11 protein-coding genes are annotated in these 19,900 nt (G+C 72.7%); 4 read left to right on the top strand and 7 right to left on the bottom strand.

Annotated elements, in window-relative coordinates; all coding sequences use genetic code 11:
* Positions 1-232: 232 nt before the first annotated feature.
* On the bottom strand, positions 233-2,176 hold the full coding sequence (locus tag ACWCWD_RS07075; protein WP_450770785.1) for a S53 family peptidase: 1,944 nt from the start codon (positions 2,174-2,176) through the stop codon (positions 233-235).
* A 211-nt stretch (positions 2,177-2,387) separates the two neighbouring features.
* Positions 2,388-3,281, bottom strand: coding sequence for a 4-hydroxy-tetrahydrodipicolinate synthase (gene dapA, locus ACWCWD_RS07080; protein WP_450770787.1), 894 nt, complete (start codon positions 3,279-3,281; stop codon positions 2,388-2,390).
* Between the two features lie 233 nt (positions 3,282-3,514).
* On the opposite strand from dapA, the gene ACWCWD_RS07085 reads away from it, so the two are divergent.
* From ACWCWD_RS07085 to ACWCWD_RS07095, 3 genes are all read left to right on the top strand, one after another.
* Positions 3,515-4,204 (top strand): DUF4232 domain-containing protein, encoded by a 690-nt coding sequence (locus ACWCWD_RS07085; protein WP_450770789.1) that lies wholly within the window; start codon positions 3,515-3,517, stop codon positions 4,202-4,204.
* A 181-nt stretch (positions 4,205-4,385) separates the two neighbouring features.
* On the top strand, positions 4,386-5,891 hold the full coding sequence (locus tag ACWCWD_RS07090; RefSeq protein WP_450770790.1) for a hypothetical protein: 1,506 nt from the start codon (positions 4,386-4,388) through the stop codon (positions 5,889-5,891).
* Positions 5,892-6,088: 197 nt separating this feature from the next.
* Positions 6,089-7,573: an alkaline phosphatase PhoX gene (locus ACWCWD_RS07095; protein WP_450770792.1), complete on the top strand. Its 1,485-nt coding sequence runs from the start codon at positions 6,089-6,091 to the stop codon at positions 7,571-7,573.
* 60 nt (positions 7,574-7,633) lie between these two features.
* Here the strand turns inward: ACWCWD_RS07095 and ACWCWD_RS07100 are convergent, their stop codons facing one another.
* From ACWCWD_RS07100 to ACWCWD_RS07110, 3 genes are all read right to left on the bottom strand, one after another.
* Positions 7,634-10,999 (bottom strand): ATP-binding protein, encoded by a 3,366-nt coding sequence (locus ACWCWD_RS07100; RefSeq protein ID WP_450770793.1) that lies wholly within the window; start codon positions 10,997-10,999, stop codon positions 7,634-7,636.
* Between the two features lie 85 nt (positions 11,000-11,084).
* Positions 11,085-14,039 (bottom strand): FG-GAP repeat domain-containing protein, encoded by a 2,955-nt coding sequence (locus ACWCWD_RS07105; RefSeq protein ID WP_450770795.1) that lies wholly within the window; start codon positions 14,037-14,039, stop codon positions 11,085-11,087.
* On the bottom strand, positions 14,039-16,627 hold the full coding sequence (locus tag ACWCWD_RS07110; protein ID WP_450770796.1) for a S8 family serine peptidase: 2,589 nt from the start codon (positions 16,625-16,627) through the stop codon (positions 14,039-14,041). Before ACWCWD_RS07110 ends, ACWCWD_RS07105 begins: the two co-directional genes overlap by 1 nt.
* A gap of 475 nt (positions 16,628-17,102) precedes the next feature.
* Here ACWCWD_RS07110 and ACWCWD_RS07115 point away from each other — a divergent pair, with 475 nt between their 5' ends.
* Positions 17,103-17,333, top strand: a complete 231-nt coding sequence (locus tag ACWCWD_RS07115; RefSeq protein WP_266703095.1) for a hypothetical protein — start codon at positions 17,103-17,105, stop codon at positions 17,331-17,333.
* 161 nt (positions 17,334-17,494) lie between these two features.
* On the opposite strand, the gene ACWCWD_RS07120 is transcribed toward ACWCWD_RS07115, so the two are convergent.
* Together ACWCWD_RS07120 and ACWCWD_RS07125 are read right to left on the bottom strand one after the other, a co-directional pair.
* Entirely contained in the window at positions 17,495-18,733 is a 1,239-nt protein-coding gene (locus ACWCWD_RS07120) for a TerD family protein (RefSeq protein WP_450770799.1), read from the bottom strand.
* 136 nt (positions 18,734-18,869) lie between these two features.
* The gene (locus ACWCWD_RS07125; RefSeq protein WP_450771016.1) at positions 18,870-19,679 is read right to left on the bottom strand and encodes an NAD-dependent epimerase/dehydratase family protein; all 810 of its coding nucleotides are present in this window, start codon (positions 19,677-19,679) and stop codon (positions 18,870-18,872) included.
* Between the last annotated feature and the right edge of the window lie 221 nt (positions 19,680-19,900).

Consider the following 19,900-nt stretch of genomic DNA (forward strand, 5'->3'; position numbering starts at 1 on the left):
GCTGTGCCGCGGGACATGGCGGACTCCAGGGGCCGGGGGAAGACGCCGGCGACCGCTGTACCGGGTGGACCGGAGCGTGCCGTCGTCCGTCCAGACAAACCGGGGCGGCCGGGTGACGCCACTTCTCGGCGCCGTTCGGTGGGCGGCCGGCCGGGCACCGCCCGGTGGACGCACGACTGCCCCGGGGCCGGAGCCCCGGGGCAGTCCCACGCGTCGAGCCCGTGCGTGGCTGTCAGCGGAAGGAGCTGACGTACCCGGCCGCCGGAGTGCCGACGCCCGTCACGTCGTCGTACCCCTTGACCGCCGTGAGGGAGGCGTCCTTGCCGAGGCTCCGCAGCGACGTCAGCAGACCGTCCGTCGCGTCGGCGCTGTTGGCGAAGTCCACCCGGGCCACCGCGAGGTCACGGCCGGCACCCAGCGGGTGGTCGGTGACGTCGTGGTACGCCTTCGAGGAGTAGCGGGCGTAGATCGCCGGGTTGGCGAAGCCGAGCGGCAGGCCGTGCTGCGCCTGCTGCGCGAGGGCCTGGACACCGGCGATGACCGGGGCCGCCAGGGACGTACCGCCGATGCGGTACTCGTCGTAGCCGAGCGAGCCGTCGGGCAGCGTCTGGGTCTGGCCGACCAGGAAGCCGGTGTTCGGGTCGGCGACCGCCGCGATGTCCGGGGCGGTACGCATCCGGGTCTTGCCGTTCGCCTTGGCGAGCGAGTCAGGCACGACACCGCGCTGGTAGGACGGCTGCTTCACGGTCGAGCTGGTGCCGCCGCCGGCGCCGGAGGTGTAGGCGCCGGGGAAGTCGGTCCAGCTCTTCCCGTCGTCGGAGAGGTTGGCCTTCACCGTGCCCCAGCCGGTCTCCCACTGGTACGCGTCACCCTTGCCGACGGCCAGCGAGGTGCCGCCGACCGACGTCACCCACGCGGAGTTGGACGGGACGTCGACCTGCTTGGTGCCGGTGGACGCGACGTTGTCGCCCGCGTCGCCGGAGGAGAAGTAGAAGCCGATGCCCTCGACCGCGCCCAGCTTGAACACCTGGTCGTACGCGGCCGCGATGTCCGGGGTCTCGTTGGCCTCGACGTCGCCCCAGGAGTTGGAGACGATGTCGGCGAGCCGGTGGTCGACGACCTTGTTGAGCGAGTCCAGCAGGTCGGCGTCGTAGCAGGAGGCGCCGCCCACGTACACGATGTCCGCGGCGGGCGCGACGGCGTGCACGGCCTCGACGTCGAGGGTCTCCTCGCCGTACCAGCCGGACGCCCCGCAGTCCTCGGTCGCCGTGTAGTCGGCCGGCAGCACCTGGCGGAGCTGGCCCTTCGCGTACGGGGCGTCGCCGTTGCGCTTGGCGTACTCGGCGGCGTCCTTCGCGATGGTCGGCGAGGCGTACGCGTCGGTGATGGCGACGGTCACGCCCTTGCCGGTGTAGCTGCCCGCACCGTACGCGGAGCGCAGCTGCTTGCCGGTGTAGCCCTTGACCGCGTACGGCACCTTGGACCCGTACGCGCTCGGCAGCGACGAGGCGGTGTTCGAGCCGTAGTACGTGGAGAAGGGGCCCGCGTTGCGGAAGACCGCGTCCGGCGGCGGCAGGACCTCGTCCTGGCTCGACTTGTGCGGCGCGTTGTCCAGACCGGACACCGCCAGCACCGCCTTGCCCAGCCCGGCGGGCACGGAGGCCGTCGCGGACGGGGCGCGGTAGGTCCGGCTGCCCTTGCGGTAGTTGTGCAGCTGCGTGCTGAACGTCTTCTCGGCCGCGGCGACGTCACCGGTGGCGGAGACGTAGTGCTGGTTCGCGCCGGTGACGGTCAGGCCGTTCGACGTCAGCCAGTGGCTGACCTCGTCGATCTGCTGCTGGGTCGCTCCGAACCGGGCCTGCGCCTGCTCGGCGCTCAGGTACTTCCCGTACGAGGAGGACTGCGGGTCGGACACGGCTGCGGCGTAGGCGGCCAGCCCGGCCGCGTCCCGCCCGGCGAGGTGGACCCGGACGCTCACCTTGCCGCTGTCGGCCGTGGCGCCCTGGTCCGCCTGGGCGGTCGCCCAGGCCGGCTTGGTGCCCTGGAGCGCGTCGCGCCCACCCGGGGCGGAGTCCGCGCTGGCGGACGGTATGCCCAGGGCGAGTGCGCCGGCGAGCAGCGGCAGAGTTGCTGCCATGCTCAGTCCGGCGCGGCTTCTGGCGCGGCTGATTCTCATGTAACCCCCTGCGATATGGGTGTTCGCGTGCGGAGCATGTGCTGGATGCTGTGCACATGTAGTCCGTCACTCTGGCGAGGAACCCTTCATGTAAGGGGCATGCATTCGCCAAGAAACTGTCAAGAGGAGTGCGGGGGCGGGGAGTTCGTGCAGGGAAGAGCGGAATGTGAGGGCGCGTACGGCGTGTTCCGCATGCTCGCCGGTCGCCGGGTCACCCGGCGAGAAGCTCCTCATGTGCCCTTCGCAGCTCCTCGGCCGCCTCGCGGCCCGCGGGGCGCAGCGGTTCACGGACCGGGCCGAGGTCCAGCAGCGCCTTGGCGGTGACCGTGCCGGGCAGCCCGGACGCCATCATCAGCTCGGTCAGCCGGGCGTTGCGGGCGTTGAGCCGGGCTGCCTCGCCGGTGCGTCCGGCGTCGAAGGCGTCGATCGGTGCCCGCGTGTGACGGGGCGCGACATTGGCCACGGTGCTCACGTATCCCGCGCCGCCGACCGCGTACAGGGGCAGGTTGAGCTCCTCGCAGCCGGAGTAGTATGCGAGCCCCGTGCGGGAGAGCACCCGGGTCGTGCCGAGCATGTCGTACGCGCAGTCCTTCACGGCCACGACGCGGGGATGCTCCGCGAGCCTCAGCAGGGTCTCCGGCTCGATCCGGGTGCCGGTGCGGCCGGGAATGTCGTACAGCATCAGCGGCAGCCCGGTCGCCTCGGCGACGCGCAGGAAGTGCGCCTCCACTGCCTCCTGCGGAGGCCTGCTGTAGTACGGAGTCACCACCAGCAGCCCGTCCGCGCCCGCCTTCTCGGCCGCGCGTGCCAGCTCCACGGTGTGCCGGGTGTCCGCGCTGCCGACGCCCGCCAGGACCGGTACCCCGTCACCCACCGCCTCCCGTACGGCCCGCAGCAGCGCCGTCTTCTCGGTGTCGGACGTGGTCGGGGACTCGCCGGTGGTGCCGCTGAGGACGAGCCCGTCGCAGCCCCCGCGCACCAGTGCGGCGGCGTGGGCGCCCGCGGCGTCCGGATCGAGCGCGCCGGAGGCCGTGAACGGGGTGACCATCGCGCAGAGCGCGCGGCCGAAGGGGCGGGGCCGGGGGGTGTGGGTGTCCGACGTCATGGTGGCAGTCTCGGCAGGACCGCGCGCCCGGGTCCAGCAAGATCTGCTTGCCGCGAGGATGTAGCGGATCTGAACGATGGCGGACACGGCCCGCGCGCGGCGGGCGGATCGGGCACCTTCGGGCGTAACGGCGTAACGGCTCAGCGCGCCGGGGAGGTTCGGGCGGAACGGTTCGGTACGCGGTGGCGTCTCACATGATCCGGAAGGGTCGGGGAGAGTGGCAAGGGGAGCGGATGCGCACACGTGCGGGTGAACGGATACGGCGGGGGAGCGGCGCCGCCGCGCTGCTCGGGGCGGGGGCGCTGGCCCTGACCGGCTGCGCGGGGGTCTTCGTACCGGCGGGGGAGGGCGAACCCTCGCCGACGCCGACCGCCACCCGCGCACCGGCCTCCTCGGGCGGGCCGGTCGCGGCGGAGACCCTGGACCCCTCGGCCGTACCGTACGGCGACATCGCACCGACCTCCCCGACCCCGACGGCCGCCCCGGCCCCCACCCCGACCGGCGGCTGCCCCGACTCCGGCGTCCGGGTGGACATGGGGCCGGTGGAGACGGCCATGTTCGCCCGCGCCGTCGTGCTGACCCTCGTCAACTGCGGCACCGAGCCCTACCAGGTCGACGGCTACCCCTCGGTCCGGGTCCTGGACGAGAACGGCGACCGGCTGCCGGTCCCGGTCAACCCGGGCCGCTCGATGTTCGGCGCCGACCTGGGCCCCGAGTCGGTCGCGCTGAAGCCCGGCGGGACCATGAAGTCCGTCCTCGCCTGGGTCTCGACCAAGGAGGGCGGCGACCTCATCGAGAGCGACTCCCTGGAGCTCGCGGCGGCCCCGGACACGGGATCGCGGAACGTCCCGCTGGTGGGCCACGACCTCCGGCTGATGGACGAGCTGAACATGACGGCCTGGCGGACGAAGCTGCCGGGCTGAGCGGGAGCGCCGACCGGCGCCCCGCCCTCCGCCCCCTCGGACCTGCTCGTCAACGCGCTGAAAGGGGTTCTCCCGTCCGTGGGGCGACTGGGCGAACCCTGCCGGTCGGCGGCACTAGGCTTGGACGGCCTGAACCGTGTACGCACCCGTGCACCCGAGCACGCGCCGAGGAGAACCCCCGATGTCCGCAGAGCGTCCCACCCTGCCGCCGGTGCGGCTCCCCGCCGAGGCCGAACTGGCCAGGGACGCCCTGGCCGCGCCGCTGCTGGTGCGGGCCGTGCGCCTCGCCCGCTGGGCCGGGCCCGGTACGCGCGTCGGCGCCGGCGGTGAGCTCGTCGAGGCGCAGCTCCCCGCAGCCGCCGAGCACCTCGGCCTCCCCGCCGACGAGGACGGGGCCGCCCTCGCCAGCGAGGCCTGGCGCCTGGCCGTGGACACCGGGCTGGTCGACGTCACCGATCCGTCCGACGACTCCGACTCCTCGGCCGGCGGCGGTGACGGGGGCGACGGGGCGACGGAGTCCGCCGAGGGCACCGCCACGCAGGGGGAGAGCCTCGCCCTGCTGACCGGTGGTTCGCCGGCCGACGTCCTCTCCGTCTGGCTCGACGGCCTGGAGGCCGCCTTCGCCGACGCCACCGCCCCGGTCTTCGACGACTTCGCCGATCTGGTCGGGGAGGACGGCTCGGTCGACTTCGGCGCCCTGGACTGGGACCCGGAGGCCGAGGCCGAGTTCCTCGAAGGCGTGCTCGGCAACCTCTACCTCCTCACCCTCTCCGAGGGCGGCCCCGGCGACGGTCCCGTACCGCTGCCCGCCCTCGCCGCGTCCATGATCGTCCCGGACGACATGGGCGAGCCCTCCGACGACATCCTGGAACAGGTGTCGGAGGCGATGATGCGGCTGGACGACCAGTTCCGGGTGCTGGAACCGATCGGGATCGTCGAGTACCACCCGGTCGACGAGTCGCTGATGTCCGAGGAGGGCGAGGCGTCGGCCGACCCTGTCGGCGACGAGGACGACGTCAGCCGGTACGGCATGGTCAAGCTCACCCCGCTGGGGCTCTACGGCATCCGGTCCCGGATGCTGGAGGCGGGCGTGGACGCGCCCGCCGTCGGCGACCTCGCGGACAAGGACGCCGCCGCTCTCCTGGACGGTGTCGCGTACTACCCCGAGGCGGCCGCCCAGGCGGAGATCGGGCTGTGGATCGCCGGACGCGGGGACGGCGACGCCGTCGCGACCGCCGCCGACCTGCTCGCCGCCGCCCGGGGCGACGACGAGGGCGCCCCGCTGCGCCGGCTCCACTGCCAGCAGGCGCTCGCCCTCACCGGTCCCGCCGCCGAGCCCGCCCTGCGCGCGGTGCTCGGCGATCCGGAGCTGGGCGGGCTCGCCCGGGTCTGGCTCGCCGAGCACGGCGCCGCGGACGTCCCGCCGCCGCCGGAGGCCATGGTCTTCTGGCTGGCCGTGGACACGCTCGCGGCACAGCTGGACGCCGACGGCGAGGTGCCGGAGCTGCAAGGACTCGTCGAAGGGCTCGTCAGCCGGGACGGCGACTTCTTCGACCAGATCTGGCGGGTCGACCACCCGGCGACCGCCGAGGTGCTCGACGCCATGGGGCGGCTGCACGGAGACAAGAAGACGGCGAAGGAAGCGCGCAAGGCCGCCTTCAAGGCCCGCTCCCGCAAGAGTTCCTGACGGAGCGTCGGCTGTCGCTCGTGGTGCGGGCGGCAGCCGACTCCGGCGCGGCGAGCGGTAGTCGCGCATTCGCGCCTCCGGGGGAGTCCGTTGCATGGCAAGGGTGTGGCCACAAGTCGCCTGGAGTTCATGCGGAGTTGGTCTGGGGCCGCGAATGTGAGCGCGCCAACGTCCCGGACACCGCACAGGAGCCCGTCATGTCGTTCACGCGCAGGGAATTCAACCGACAGTCCGCCGTAGCCGGCGCCGGAATCGCCCTCACCGGAGTGGTCGGCACCCTGGCCACCGCGCCCGGTGCCCTCGCCGCGGAGCACGACGGACACGGCCACGGCGGTCACGACGACCACGACGGGCACGGTCACGACCACGGAGACCACGGCCACTCCAAGGCGCCCGGATACGGCCCGCTGATCGCGGACCCCAAGGGCATCCTGGCGCTGCCTGCCGGCTTCTCGTACCGGATCATCACGCACAGCGGGGTCACCAAGCTGGAGTCGGGCGAGACCACCCCCTCCAACCACGACGGCACCGCCGCCTTCGAGGGTCCGCGCGGCGTCACGCTCCTGGTCAACAACCACGAGCTGAGCGGTGTCCGCTCCGGCTGGGCCCACCCGGTCCCGCTCGCCGAGGGCCTCGTCTACGACCCGGTCGCGGCCGGCGGCTGCACCGTCGTGGAGACCCGTCCGGGCGGCCACACCGCCGAGTGGGTCGGCATCGCCGGTACGTCCACCAACTGCGCGGGCGGCGCGACCCCGTGGGGCACCTGGCTGACCTGCGAGGAGACCGAGGACAAGGCGGGCAAGAACGGCCTCCTCAAGGACCACGGCTACGTCTTCGAGGTCGACCCCTACGACAAGCGCGCCAACCGCGACCCGCGCCCGGTCAAGGCCTTCGGCCGGTACGCCCACGAGGCCGTCGTCATCGACCCGCAGCGCGGCCACGCCTACCTCACCGAGGACGCGGCCACCCCGAACGGGCTGCTCTACCGCTGGGTCCCGCCGCACGGCTTCAAGCACGGCCGCGGCAAGCTCCGTACGCTCGCCGACGACGCCGGTGTCCTCCAGGCCACCAAGTGCTTCGACAAGAGCGGCGCGTTCGTCGACGACCTGTCCCGCGCCACGAAGATCGGCACCGTGTACGGCGTCGACTGGGTCGACGTGCCGGACCGCGATGCCAGGACGGTCTCCGTGCGCAAGCAGTTCACCGACACGGAGGTCACCCGCGCCCGCAAGCTCGAAGGCATGTGGTGGGGCGACGGCGGCGTCTACATCGTCTCCTCGTTCGCCCGCTCGGAGAGCCCCGTCCAGCACGACGGCCAGGTCTGGTTCTACGACCCCAAGCGCCGCACCCTCACCCTCAAGGTGCTCCTCGGCGTCAACCCCGACCCGTCGAAGGACGGCGCCTTCGACGGCCCGGACAACATCACCGTCTCGCCCTACGGCGGCCTGGTCATCGCCGAGGACGGCGAGGGTGTCCAGCACCTCTTCGGGGCGACCGACAGCGGCGCCACCTACCCCATCGCGCGCAACGAGCTGAACGAGGGCACGGCCGAGGCGCCCGCGTACAGCGAGTTCACCGGCGTCACCTTCTCGCCCGACGGCAAGACGCTCTTCGCCAACATCCAGACCCCCGGCATCATGCTCGCCATCACCGGTCCCTGGAAGCGTCAGCCGAACAAGTAGTCGCCCGTGCTCGCAGGCGGGCCGGGCCGGGCGCTTCATGCCCGGCCCGCCCCGGCCTCGTCACCCGCGCCGCGCCTCACGCAGCCACGCCCGCGCCCGCCCGGTCCTGCTGGCCCCCGCCGGGTACGGCAGTGTCCCGGCCAGGGTCTCGGCGCGGGCCAGCTCCCTGGCGCCCTCCCGCTCCTGGGCGAGGGTGCCCTCCCGCTCCCGGGCGAGCAGGGAGAGCGCGGCGCCGAGGGCGATCCGGGCCTCCACCTCGGCGAGGCGTTCCCCGGTGCTCTCGGACCGGGTCACCTCGGCGCGGGCGAGGCGCAGGGCACTCCCGGGGCGTCCCGACAGGAGTTCCGCCCAGGCCACCAGGACCGGGGCGTCGCCGGGGTGGCCGTCCAGGGCACGCAGCGCGTCGTCGGGACGGCGTGCGCGCAGGGCGGATTCGGCGCGGGCGGTGCGCACCTCGTACTCGGCCTGGCGGTCGCCGAGGGCGCCGGCGGTCGCGCCGGCGCGGTCCAGGAGGGCGGCGGCCTCCGCCGGGTCGCCCAGGAACGCCCGTACCCGGGCCATCGTGGCCAGGGCGTAGGGGAGGCACCAGGCCTCGTACGCCTCCGCGCCCGCCACGGCCTGTTCGGCGAGGGCGCGGGCGGGTTCGGGTTCTTCGAGGAGCAGGCGGAGTTCGGCGAGGTTCCCGCGCTCGAACGCGGCGGCCGTCGGATCGCCGGACTGCTTGGCCAGACCGAGCGCGCGGGCGCCGATCTCGACGGCCTCGCGCAGCCGGCCGGCCCGCCGCGCGTTCTCCCGCAGTGTCGACAGGACCGTACCGAGCAGCGTCGGGTCCCCGTACGCCTCGGCCGGGGCCAGGGCCCGGTCGCCCGCCTCGCGTGCCTGGTCGAGGTGGCCGGCGAGGCCGAGGTTGGCGGCCCGCAGGCCGAACGCGCGGGCCGACAGGCCCTGGCCGCGGGTTCCCGGCACGTTCCGGGCGGCTGCCAGGGCGTCCAGGGCAGCCTCCGCCCCGGCCGCGTACCGCCCCTGGACGCAGCGGATGAGGGAGAGGGCGAGGAAGTGGCCGGCGGCCGGTTCCGGTGCGGTGTCCTCGGTCACCGGGTGGTCCCGCAGGATCCGCAGACCGGTGTCCGGGCCGCTCGTCTTGGCGAGCGTCTCGGCGAGCAGCGCCGCCGCGAGGACCGCGTCGTCGTGGTCGCCGCGCCGCTCGAACTCGGCGAGGGCGAGCCGGACAGCCCCTGCGGCCTGCTCGAAGTGGCCCATCCTGCGCAGGACATGGGCGTGCGCGAGCCGAGCGCGGGCCGCGTCGACGTCGAGGCGGGCCACCAGGTCGCGGTAGTAGCGGTCGGCGGCGTCGTTGGCGTACAGGGCAGCGGCCCGCTCGGCGGCCCGGCGCAGGTACTCGGCGGCGCGCGGGTCGTCGGCGCGCGCGAAGTGGGAGGCGAGGGTGTCGACGGCGTCGGGCCGTCGCCGCTGGACCGCCTGCGCGAACGCGGCGTGCAGCTGCCTGCGGCGGACCACGGCCAGCTGCTCGTAGCAGGTCAGCCGGACCAGCGGATGGCGGAAGGCGACCCCGGCCTCGGGCCGTCCGGCCACCACCACCTGCCGTTCCTCGACGAGCGAGGCGGCGATGGCGCGCTCCAGGGCGTCGGCCGCCGCCGCGCCGGAGACCTGCGGGTTGAGGCCGTGCTCGCCGACGTCGAGCAGTTCGGAGAGGGCGGCGTCACCACCGGCCACCGAGAGCGCCTCGACCAGGCGGCGGGCGTCCGTGTCGAGCCGTTCGAGCCGGTCGGCCACCAGGTCCCGCACCCCCTCGGGGGCGTAGTCGCCCATGTCGCCGCGGGGCAGGTCGCGGGCGAGTTCGAGGGCGAAGAGCGGGTTGCCGAGGGAGAGTTCCCACACCCGGTGGGCCCCGTCGTCGTGCGGTTCCCCGCCGCCCGCGTCGCGTACCACCGCCAGGCACGCCTCCTTGTCGAGGCGCTCCAACTCCTCGCGCACGGAGAGGCGCTGGCGCATCAGGGAGGCCACCACCGAGCGGCGCGCGTCGCCGTCGGGAAGCTCCTCCTCGCGGTAGGTCGCCAGGAAACGCAGCGCCGTCCCCCGCTGCACCGCCCGCCGGGCCAGATGGCCGAGGAGCTGGTACGAACCGGAGTCGGCGCTGTGCAGGTCGTCGAGGACCACCAGTACCGGCCGGACCGCCGCCAGATCGCCGAGGAGAGCGGTGCTCGCCCGGAACAGCCGGTCCCGTTCCTCCTCCGGGCTGCGCTCGCCGGTCGTTCCCACCTGCCCCAACGACGGCAGGAACGCGGCCAGTTCGGGGTACTCGGCGCCGACCCGGGCCCGCTCGTCCGCGCTGTGCTCGGCGAGCCAGCCGTCGAGCGCCTCCGCGAACGCCCCGTACGGCGTGTGACCCCCGGCGTCCTGGCCGCCGCCCCAGAGCACCGCCGTACCGGCCGACGCGGCCCGCCGCGCCACCTCGCCGACCAGGCGGGTCTTCCCCACCCCCGCCTCACCGGTGAGCAGGGTGAGGGGCGGGCCCTTCGCCGCGAGGAGACGGCCGAGCACCGCGTCGCGGCCCCGCAGCGGCGCCGCGGTCGCCGCCCTCAGCGGGGCCGGGAGCAGCGGAGTGGCGGGTACCGGCGCGGGGGCGGCGGCCAGCGCGGCCCGGTGCAGGCGCTCCGTCTCCGGCCCCGGCCGTACCCCGAGTTCGGTGTCGAGCGCCTCGCGGCACACGTGGTACTGGTGCACGGCCCGGCGCCGCAGCCCTTGGCGCAGCCAGGCCTCGATGAGGATGCGGTGGGCCAGCTCCTCGGCGGGGCTGCCCGCGAGGACCTGTTCGGCGACGGCCGCCGCCTCGGCCGCCGCGCCCCGCTCCAGGTGCCGCCCGGCGAGCCGGAGCAGCAGCTGCTCGCGGAGCAGGGTGAGCCGGCCGCGCCGGTCGTCGGCCCAGCGCGCGTACCGGTCCTCCGGCAGCAGCTCGCCGGTGAACCGGTCGAGCGCGGCGGACAGTTCGTCGACGCCGCCGTCGGCGAGGGCGGTGCGGGCCGAGGCCTCGGCCTCGTCGGCGTCGATCCACACGGTGGCCGGGTCGAGATGGAGGAGCGCCCCGTCGGAGACCAGGTACGAGGAGGTGGCGCGCGGGGCGAGTTCGGGTTCCAGCGCGCGGCGGGCGGCGTGCAGGGCGACGCGCAGGCTGCCTGCGGCGGCCTTCGGGTCGGCGTCGGGCCAGCAGACGGCGATGGCCTCCTCGCGGTGGAGGCGGTGGCCGGGGACGACGGCGAGGAGCTTCACCAGCGCGCGGGCACCGGGGCGCGGCCACCGGTCGGCGAGCTCGGGGCCGCCGTCACGGGTGGCGTGGAATCCGCCGAGCAGGTGCAGGCGCAGCAACGGCGCGGCGGAAGTCGTGCTGTCCGGTCGTTGCGCGTTCATCAGGATGCACTGTAATCGAACACGTGGTGGACCCCCCGGGCGAGGCCCGGGGGGTCGGTGTCACGTCGGGGCGTCAGCCCGTGGGTCAGGAGAGCTTGTACGTGGCGACCTGGTGGATGCCGTTGTCGTCGACCAGGTAGCGGCCGCCGAGGTCCTCGGCGAGCCGGTCGAGGCCGTAGTCGTCACCCTGGAGCGAGACCACCTCGTCGGTGCCGTCGCCGTCGAGGTCGGCGGCGAGGAAGTTGCGGGCGCCGATCAGGCCGGCGTCGCCGAGGGTCGACTGGAAGGACTGGCCGCTCTCGAAGAAGTCCGCGTCCCCGGCGTAGGCGGAGATGGAACCCTCGCTGCCGGCGATCAGCAGCTTCCGACCGCCGGGCCCGGTGGCGAACGCGCCGTTGTAGGTCTGGCCGATCACCGAGGCCAGGGCGTCCTCGGTGCCCTCACCGGAGTACCTCCGGAAGGACGAGGTGCCCGCCTCGTAGAGGCTGCCGCCGTCGGTGAAGAAGCCGCCGTGCGTCCACAGCCCGCCCATGGTCGCGGAGTGCACGACCTCACCGGTGCGGCCGTCACGGATCTCCAGGTAGGTGTGCGGAGACGGGCTATCGGTGGAGTTGGCGAACGGCTGCGCCTGGATCTCCCACGTGTAGGCGACCGCGTGGCCGTCCGCGTACGGGATCTCCGGGGAGGCGAAGGTGCCCTGGTAGGTGAGCGCGGCGTGGATGACCCCGTCGGTCGAGACGGCCGGGGCCTTCGGCGCGATGCTCCACTTCGTCCTGCCGGTCTTGGCGTTGAGCGCGACCGCGTTCGCCGCCGGGTCGGCCAGGCCGATCGAGCCGGCCTTGGAGTACGAGGTGTAGACCTTGCCGTCCTGGACCGACGGGTCGGAGAAGACCACGTCGCCGAGGTCCTCGGGCGCCGCGTACGACCAGATCCTGTGCCCGTCGCCGTAGTAGGCGTTCAGGGTGTTCGTCGGGACGACGATGTCCTGCTCGCCGTCGCCGTCGAGGTCGGCGAGCTCGACGGAGTGGACGAACTGGCCGCCGCTGTCGATGGTGGCCAGCGTCTTGCCGTTCTTCGCGTTCAGGACGACGACGGCGGAGTCGGCGGCGACGACGATCTCGTCCTTGCCGTCGCCGTTGACGTCACCCTTCCGCATGTCGTGCACCGCGCCGGGGACGGTGGCACGCCACAGCTTCTCGGGCTTGCCGGAGAGGAGCGAGGGACCGGAGTAGGCCCACACGCCGTCCGACGAACCGGCCATCACGACGTCGGACTTGCCGTCCTTGTTCACGTCCGCGGTCTGCGCGTAGGAGATGTCCGCCTGGAGCGGGGTGATGTTCTCCTGCTTGCCGTTGGTGAGCTTGAAGGTGCGGATGTTCTGGCTCTGGTCGACGACGCGGACGTGGGTGCCCGCGGCGTCGCTGAAGACGTCCTGGTACATCGGCGCGCCGCTGAGGCCCTTGTTCTGCCAGACGAGGGCGCCCTTGCCCGAGTACACGGTCGTCGCGGCGAAGCGCGCGCCGCCCGGGTTCTGCGATCCGGAGATCTCGCGGTCGTCCTCGCCCGCGGCGACGAGCTTGCCGTCGGCGACCTGGAGACGCCAGACGCTCGGGCCGTTCTGGTTGTTCTCGGCGTCGCGCTTGGTCGTCTGCGACCAGAGCAGCTTGCCGGGGGCGTCGCCGTTCACCACGCGCACCGTGTTGGCGTTCACCTGGAGGTAGTTGTCCAGGGAGGACTCGGCGACCGCGTACTCGTCGCCCGCCTTGGCGGTGAGGTCACCGATCGTCAGGGCGGTGGGCAGCACGTTGACGCGGCTGTCCAGCGTCGAGCGGTTGCCGTTCTTCAAGTCGTAGACGACGATCTCGTACTTCACCGCGTCGTTGACGTCGGCCTGCTCGACGGCGACGAGCCGCTTGCGGCCGGTGTCGACGCGCAGCTGGCGGCTGTAGAGCACGCTGTCGGTCTGCCAGGCGACCGAGCCGTCCGCCACGTTCAGGGCGAGGGTGTGACCCCGCCCCTCGACAGTGCCGGACTTGGCGCGGTCCCAGGAGACGGCGACCCTGCCCTTGCCGAGGTCCTGGATGTCGCCCCAGGCGGAGTCCCCCGCCTCACCGGTGTCGTACGTCCACGTCGACGACGGGGTCAGCTTGCCGTCCGCGGACGAGAAGCGGATGCCGTACAGCTTCGCCGTGTCGGCGGCCGGCGAGTTCATGTTCATCCGGGGGGAGTCGGCGACGAGCAGCGTGCCGTCGACGATCTTGACCATGGTGGCGTAGTCGTACAGCTTCGACCACACCGTCCTGCCGGTCCTGCCGTCGAGGATCGTCACGAACGTGCCGTTGGGCAGTGACGAGCCGGGCGAGGTGAACGGGCGGTAGGACGCGATGCCGACGCTCGCCGAGAAGACGATGTCGTCGACGCCGTCACCGGTCAGGTCGCCCGTCGAGTAACCGGAGTCGGAGGAGGGCGCGAACGGCGAGACCGCGTTGTAGCCCATCATGATCCGCACCGGGAACGGCTCGGTCTGCCACGGGCGCAGCGGCTTGACCTGCCAGTCCGTGTAGTACGAGGTGTTGGTGCGCTCCCATACGGACTCGCCGTCGGCGGAGTGCAGCTGCACGTTGCCCCGGCTGTGGACGGTGAGGTAGTTCCCGTTCTTCCCGACGGGCACGGTCGCGCCCATGCCCCGCACGCCCTCCAGGGAGGAGGTGCCGGTGAAGGTGACCGGGGCGGCGGCGTCGGTGGCGCCGTCGGTGGACGCGCCGTCCAGCGACGAGCCGGAGCCGGAGGGCGTCGCGTCCGTGCCGGCGCCGGACGCGGGCGCGTCCTCGGCCTGGGGGCTGACCTGGTTCTCGGCGGCGTCACCGTACGGGTCGAGGGCAACGTCGGCGGTCAGCCGCTGTGCCTGGGCCGCCGTCAGCTTCATGACACCGGCACTGTCGTCGGCGGCCAGGGCCTGCGGGGCGACGCTCAGGCAGAGCCCGGCGGCGACGAGGGCGGAGGCGAGCTGAATGCCCCGCCGCGAGTGGAGGGTTCTCATCACTTGGCTCCCTGCGTGAAGCGGATCGCCGAACCGGCGGTGATGACCGACTGGTTGTAGGCGTACTGGAGGGCGTCGGTGCCGGCCTGGTTCTGGATGCCGACGGTGGCACCCGCACCCTGGTCCGCGACCGACTTGTACTGCAGGGTCACCGCGCCGGTGGCCTCGTCGAAGACGGCCTCGAAGGTGGCGCGCCCGGTGGTGCCGTTCGCGTAGGCCGCGTCGTTCCAGACGACGGCGAACTTACGGCTGCCCTTGGTGCCGGTGGTGGCGGTCTGCACGGACGACTTCTTGTCGAGCGTCAGGTCGTCCCAGAGCGGGGCGACGAAGCCGTTGGGGTTGTACTCGGTCGGCAGCGCGGTGTTCGTGTAGTCACCGATGCGCGGCGCCAGGAAGTTCAGCATGCCGTCGGTGGTGACGGAGGTGGTGGAGTACGAGACCCCGTACAGCTTCACCGAGAAGGGCAGCGAGATCGTCGTGGCGTCCTCGTCACCGGTCAGGGCGACCTTCTTCGAGCCCGCGATCCAGGAGTACGTGGCCGGGGCGCAGCTGTTGCCGGCGGCGTCGGCGCGGGCCGGGACCTGGACGTCCTTGGTCAGGTCGGCGGCGGCGACGGTGGTGGAGCCGGTGAAGACGCCGTTGCACAGGATCGGCGCGGTCGGCTTCACGGTCAGGGTGTAGGAGCCCTCGGCGACCTTCGGCAGCGTGTACGTGCCCTTGGCGTTGGTGGTGACCGACGGGACGGGCGAACCGGTCAGCTCGACGGTCGCGCCGGGGAGCGCCTTGCCGGTGACGTCGAGGACGGTGCCGGTGACCTTGTGCGAGGCGACGGCGGAGAGCGCGAGGTCCTGCGTCAGGGCCTGGTTCTCGGTGACCTCCACGCCGGCGACCTGGGCGGTCGCGTAGCCGTAGCCGCTGAGCGAGAAGTCGTAGGTTCCCGTGTTGAGCGACAGGCGGTAGGTGCCGTCGGTGCCGGTGGTGACCGTGCGGGTGCCGTAGGTGGCGTTGACGGCCTTGACGACGACGCCGGAGAGGACGGTGCCGGTGGCCTTGTCGGTGACCTTGCCGCTGACGGTGCCGGCGGTGTGCGGGGCCTTGTCGACGGAGGCGAGGATGTCGAGCTTGCCCTGACCCCAGACGTTGTTCATGTCGGCGGTGCCACCGCAGTGGGTGTCGTCGACGTCCCGGGCACCCTGGTCGAGCAGGTCACGCGTGCCCTGGATGTCGCCGATCAGCGACGGGGCCGCCGACCAGAGCAGAGCGACCGCGCCCGCGACGTGCGGGGTGGCCATCGACGTACCGGACTCGGTGTTGTACGAGGAGCCGGGCCAGGTCGACTCGACCGCGACGCCGGGCGCCGAGATGTTCGGCTTCGCCGAGCCGTCGACCAGCGAGGGGCCGAAGCCGGAGAAGTCGGCGATGGTGCCGCTGGAGTCGTACGCGCCGACGCCGTAGGAGGGTGCCTGCGAGCCGGGGGCGTGCGCGGTGGAGCAGGTGGTGCCGTCACCGTCGTTGCCGGCGGCGAACGCCTCGAAGATGCCCGCGGAGTTCCAGGCCTCGACGATGTCCTGGTAGAACGTCGTGTCGCCGCCGCCCCAGGAGTTGTTGACGATGTTCGGCGCCAGGTCTGGGCGCGGGTTCTGCCCGTTGTGGTCGGTCGGCGCGAGGATCCACTGGCCCGCGGCGAGCAGGTACTCGTCCGAACACTGGCTCGACTCGCAGCCCTTGGCGGCGATCCACTTGGCGTTCGGGGCGATACCGATGCCGTTCTTGCCGACCATGGTGCCCATCGTGTGGGTGCCGTGACCGTTGTTGTCGCAGGGGGTGCCGTCGGCGGCGCAGGTCCCCGACGGGTCGTAGAAGTTGTAGTCGTGGGTGAAGGTGCCGTCGCCGTTGTTGCCCCGGTACTGGGCCACCAGGTCGGGGTGGTCGAACTGCACGCCCGAGTCGACGCTCGCGATGACGATGCCCTCGCCGCGGTCGTCGTACTGGTTCCAGACGTCGTCGGCGTTGATGTCGGCGACACCCCACTCGGGGGTGGTGTCACCGTTCGCGGAGGAGTCCGTGGCGCTCTTGGCCGACGAACCCGCGGCTGAGGGGTTGGTGCGCGACGTGGTGATCTTCGCGTCGGACGTCTCCATGTCGTCGAGCTGGTAGTGCTGCTCCTTGACGATGCTCGCGACGTCCGAGCGCTTCGCCAGCCGATTGATCAGGTCCTGGTCACCGGTCACCTTGACGGTGTTCGCGATCCAGTAACCTTCGTGGCTCACTTTTTCCTTGTCGAGGAAAGAGTCGAGCGACTTCTGGCTGGACTCGGCGTGTGCGCGCAGCTCGCCGTAGGCCGCCTTGGCGCGTGCCGCGTGGGACTTCTGCTTCTTGGCGGAGGACAGGTCCGCCCGGTCCTTCAGCGTGACGAAGAAGGTCGCGTCGCCGCCGCCGTCGACGGCGGCCAGCAGGGCGGAGTCGACCTTCGGGGACGGCGCGGCGTCGGCGGCCGCGGCCGGGGGGCCGATCAGCAGACCGGCGGCGGTGAGCGCGGCGGCCACCAGCGCGGCGGATCTGCGCCGGGACGATCGGGGCAGGTGCATCGGGGGTGCTCCTCCAGGGACGGTACGGGGGAGCCCGGACGTTAGGCAGAGGCCGTTACTCGGGCATTACAGCCCGCACGGCGTCCGGTGGTCCGTGCGATGTCCGGGGCCCCTGCGATGTCCGGGGCCCCTGCGATGTCCGGTGGAGGGCGGGACCGACGCCGGGAGCGGGAGGCCGGGCCTACGGGGTCCGGCCGGGTGGGGTCCGGCCGGGTGGGGTGGGGCCGTACGGGCGTCGCCCGCCGGGGGCACGGCGGATCGGGCATGCCGGGGGCCCGGCGTTCCGCCGGACACCGGCCGAACCGCCACACCTTCGGGGGTCTTTCCGGACCGATGACCCGGGCGGCCGCGCCGTCCGAAGCGCTTCGTGGCGGCGACCGGCCCTGGTCGCGGGCGCATCACGAATGCGGCACTACTGGGCCGAGGGCGGGAACGGGCATAGCGCCGGGCGTCCGGGTGGCGCATACTCAAGGTAATGAAACAGTCAGCCGGATCCCGGCGTCACCTGCCTTCCAGTCCCTTCAACCGCCCGGCCCAGGCGGCCCCACCGGTCGAATGCTTCGACGTGGGCGACCGGGTGTCGCACGACCAGTTCGGCCTCGGGCGGGTTCTCGCTGTCGAGGGCGACAACGACGCAGTCCTGATCGACTTCGCCGGGCGTCAGGGGAGGATCCTCAGCCCGTACTCCAAGCTGACCAAGCTCTGAGAGCGCCAAGGACGTGTCGGACGGACATGTCCGGGGCACGAGCGGCCGTCCGCCGGAGGACACCCGGAACCGGGGCACCTGAGAGACACCAGGTGCCCCGGAAGCCTTTCCGGGGCCGCTCCCGTCGCGCACCGAGCGGCGGACGGCCCACCTGCGTACGGCTAGAGCGCCGCCGCCGCCGGCTTCACCATGCCGCGTACGGTGCGTGACTTCACGTACTCGCCCATGGCGGTCATCTCCCACTCGCCGGTGAACTGCTTGATCAGCTTGGCCATCATCACCCCGGTCTGCGGCTCCGTGCTGCTCAGGTCGAAGCGGACCAGCTCCTCGCCGGTGGCCGCGTCGAGCAGCCGGCAGTACGCCTTCGCCACCTCGGTGAACTTCTGGCCGGTGAAGGAGTTCACCGTGAAGACGAGACCGGTGGCCTCCGCGGGGATGCGGCCGAGATCCACGACGATCACCTCGTCGTCCCCCGCACCCTCGCCGGTGAGGTTGTCGCCGGAGTGCTTGATCGCGCCGTTGAGGATGGACAGCTTGCCGAAGTAGCAGCTGTCCAGGTGCTTGCGGTCGGGGCCGTAGGCGATCACCGAGGCGTCCAGGTCGATGTCCTTGCCCCGGAACGCGGGCTCCCAGCCGAGGCCCATCTTGACCTGCGAGAGCAGCGGACGGCCGCCCTTGACCAGCGAGACCGTCTGGTTCTTCTGGAGGCTGACCCGGCCCTTGTCGAGATTGATCTTCCCCGAGGCGGCCGGCGCGGCGGCCGGGGGCGCGGGCGGCATCGGCGGCATCGGCGGCGCGATCCTCGGATCCACGGGAGCGGCCTGCGGATACGCCTGCGCGGCCGGGGCGGGGGGAGCGGCCTGCGCGGCCGGGGCCGGGGGAGCGGCCTGGGCGGCGGGCTCCTCGACCGTCACGCCGAAGTCCGTGGCGATGCCCGCCAGACCGTTGGCGTACCCCTGGCCGACCGCGCGGGCCTTCCAGGCGCCCTGGCGGCGGTAGATCTCGATGACCACGAGTGCCGTCTCGGTGCCCAGACGCGGCGGGGTGAAGGTCGCGAGGGCGCTGCCGCTGTCGGCGTCGCGCACGGTGGCGGTGGGCTCGATGCCCTGGAAGGTCTGGCCCGCCGCGTCGGGGCTCGCGGTGACGACGATCTTCTCGATCCCCGGCGGCACCGCCGCCGTGTCCACCACGATCGAGTCCGGCGCCGTGCCGCCGCCGGAGCGGTAGGTCACTCCGGGGCCCGAGGGCTGGTTGTAGAAGATGAAGTCGTCGTCGGAGCGGACCTTGCCGTCGGCGGAGAGCAGCAGGCCCGAGACGTCGAGCCGCACCGGGGCGGCGACGTCCACCGCCACGCGGACGGCGGAGAGAGGGATGTTCGAGCCGGGGGTCATTGCGGTCATGACCGGGGTAACGAACGACCCGGCTTTGCCGTTCCCTTACCTTCCGTCCCTTCCCTCCCCCTTCCGAGCCCGCACCCGTTCGGGGGAGCGCGCCGGAGGGGGGGCGCGCGCCCCCGGTGCCGCCCGGTCCGGAGGCTCAGTAGGGCCAGATCGGCGGGTCGGTGACGAACGGTCCGCCGACGTGCGTCTGGGCCGGGTCGGCCGGGTCCAGCTCACCGAATTCGGCGACCAGCTTCTCCGCGAACCGCTCCGAGTCGTCCTCCGGCTCGTACCCGAGCGCGCGGGCGGCCGACAGGTCCCACCACAGCCGGGTGTTGGCGGAGGAGCCGTAGACCACCGTGTGGGCCACGTCCGGGGCGGTGAGCGCGGCGTGGAAGAGGCGGGCGCCGTCCTCGGGGCTCATCCAGACCGAGAGCATCCGCACCGAGGTCGGCTCGCGGAAGCAGGAGCCGATGCGGACCGAGACGGTCTCGATGCCGTGCTTGTCCTGGTAGAGCTGGGCCAGGTCCTCGCCGAAGGACTTGGAGAGGCCGTAGAAGGTGTCGGGGCGCCGGGGCGTGTCGACGGGGATGAGCGGCTCGCCGGCGGCCGGTGCGGGGGTCCAGCCGATCGCGTGGTTGGAGGAGGCGAACACGATCCGGCGCACGCCCTCCTCGCGGGCCGCCTCGTAAAGGTTGTAGGTGCCCTCGATGTTGGCGCGCAGGATCTTGTCGAAGGAGGCTTCCAGCGAGATGCCGGCGAGGTGGATGATCGCGTCGACGCCGCGTACCGCCTCGCGCAGCGCCTCCCGGTCGGCCAGGTCGGCGACGATCGCGTCGGGCTCGCCCTCGACCGGCACGAGGTCGAAGAGGCGCAGCTCGTATCCGTACGCCGGGAGCAGCTCGCGCATCAGCGTGCCGAGACCGCCGGCGGCTCCGGTGAGCAGAATCGTGCGGGGAGCGGGCAAACCGGGCACTGGGCCTCCTCGGCGCGGCGGGGAGTGCACCGCAACACGCCAGATCCATGGACGACATTCACATGCGTGGACAACGTAGGGACGGGTGGCGTTCCTCGTCAAGAGGTGGGGGGTGCGTCGAACTCGCTCCACCCGTCGCGGTTTCCGCCTTGACCGGCCCCCGGGCGCTGCCCTAGCGTGACGTCGTTCATGAATATGGACATCAATCAGAA

This window comes from Streptomyces sp. NPDC001493 (genome assembly GCF_053597235.1).

Excerpts from the sequence above, each read along its gene's own strand:
- ACWCWD_RS07090 (WP_450770790.1), top strand. The coding sequence starts at position 4,386 with ATGTCCGCAGAGCGTCCCACCCTGCCGCCGGTGCGGCTCCCCGCCGAG.
- ACWCWD_RS07075 (WP_450770785.1), bottom strand. The coding sequence starts at position 2,176 with ATGAGAATCAGCCGCGCCAGAAGCCGCGCCGGACTGAGCATGGCAGCA.
- dapA (WP_450770787.1), bottom strand. The coding sequence starts at position 3,281 with ATGACGTCGGACACCCACACCCCCCGGCCCCGCCCCTTCGGCCGCGCG.
- ACWCWD_RS07100 (WP_450770793.1), bottom strand. The coding sequence starts at position 10,999 with ATGAACGCGCAACGACCGGACAGCACGACTTCCGCCGCGCCGTTGCTG.
- ACWCWD_RS07110 (WP_450770796.1), bottom strand. The coding sequence starts at position 16,627 with ATGCACCTGCCCCGATCGTCCCGGCGCAGATCCGCCGCGCTGGTGGCC.
- ACWCWD_RS07115 (WP_266703095.1), top strand. The coding sequence starts at position 17,103 with ATGAAACAGTCAGCCGGATCCCGGCGTCACCTGCCTTCCAGTCCCTTC.
- ACWCWD_RS07105 (WP_450770795.1), bottom strand. The coding sequence starts at position 14,039 with ATGAGAACCCTCCACTCGCGGCGGGGCATTCAGCTCGCCTCCGCCCTC.
- ACWCWD_RS07085 (WP_450770789.1), top strand. The coding sequence starts at position 3,515 with ATGCGCACACGTGCGGGTGAACGGATACGGCGGGGGAGCGGCGCCGCC.
- ACWCWD_RS07095 (WP_450770792.1), top strand. The coding sequence starts at position 6,089 with ATGTCGTTCACGCGCAGGGAATTCAACCGACAGTCCGCCGTAGCCGGC.
- ACWCWD_RS07120 (WP_450770799.1), bottom strand. The coding sequence starts at position 18,733 with ATGACCGCAATGACCCCCGGCTCGAACATCCCTCTCTCCGCCGTCCGC.